Here is a 788-nt window from a genome sequence, read left to right as displayed (position 1 = left end):
CGGCACGGACGCTGGAGCAGATCAACAACCAGATCGCCTCGCTGCAGAACGAGGCCCAGGTGCTGATCAACCAGGCCCGTAATCTCACGAGCCTGCCGCATTCTTCTCTACACCAATTGCAGCAGAACGTCAGCCGCACCCAGCAGCTGCTCGATGAGGCCCAGAACATTGCCTTCGACGTGCAGGACATCGACCGGATGTTCCAGCAGGACTACGGCAATCTCTCCCCGGCGGCGAGCGACGCCCAGATCATCGCCGATGCCCGCACCCGCTGGCAGAACTCCGTCGGCGGCTTGCAGGACGCGATGCGCGTCCAGGCCGGCGTCACCGGCAATATCGACAGCAACCGCGCGGAAATGTCCGATCTTATCAACGAAAGCCAGAACGCCGTCGGCGCGCTGCAGGCGACGCAGGCCGGCAACCAGCTGCTCGCGCTCCAGTCACAGCAGATCTCGGATCTCATCGCCGTCGTCTCGGCCAATGGCCGCGCCGACGCCCTTTCAGAGGCAGAGCGTGCAACCGCCGCCGAACAGGGCCGCATCCAGCGCGAACGGTTTCTGACCCCCGGCGCCGGTTACCAGCCCGGCAATGCCCGGATGTTCAACAACTGACCGCCCGAGGAGGCGCATCATGGGAGGCAAGGCGATGGCCCGGCTGATTGCCATCCTGTTCCTGGCGATCGTCATGACCGTGACGCTGATCGGGATGGAACGGAGCGGCGATCTGCCGCCCCTGCCGGGGCGCAAGACACCTGCACGGCAGGAAGATTCGCTGCGCGAGGGCCAACG

Annotated in this window: 1 protein-coding gene and 1 pseudogene; both read left to right on the top strand. The window is 65.2% G+C overall.

Annotation, left to right across the window (positions count from 1 at the left end):
* A partial coding sequence (gene trbJ, locus AQY21_RS03280; RefSeq protein WP_058096396.1) for a P-type conjugative transfer protein TrbJ occupies window positions 1–611 on the top strand: 611 nt, incomplete at its 5' end.
* Window positions 589–788: pseudogene (locus tag AQY21_RS29585) on the top strand (hypothetical protein); the annotation flags it as partial. The gene trbJ and the pseudogene AQY21_RS29585, both read left to right, overlap by 23 nt.

The organism is Paracoccus sp. MKU1 (assembly GCF_001447385.1).
GTDB lineage: Bacteria > Pseudomonadota > Alphaproteobacteria > Rhodobacterales > Rhodobacteraceae > Paracoccus.
Note: the sequence above shows the minus strand (reverse complement) of the source record. Positions and strands in the feature narration are given on the sequence as shown.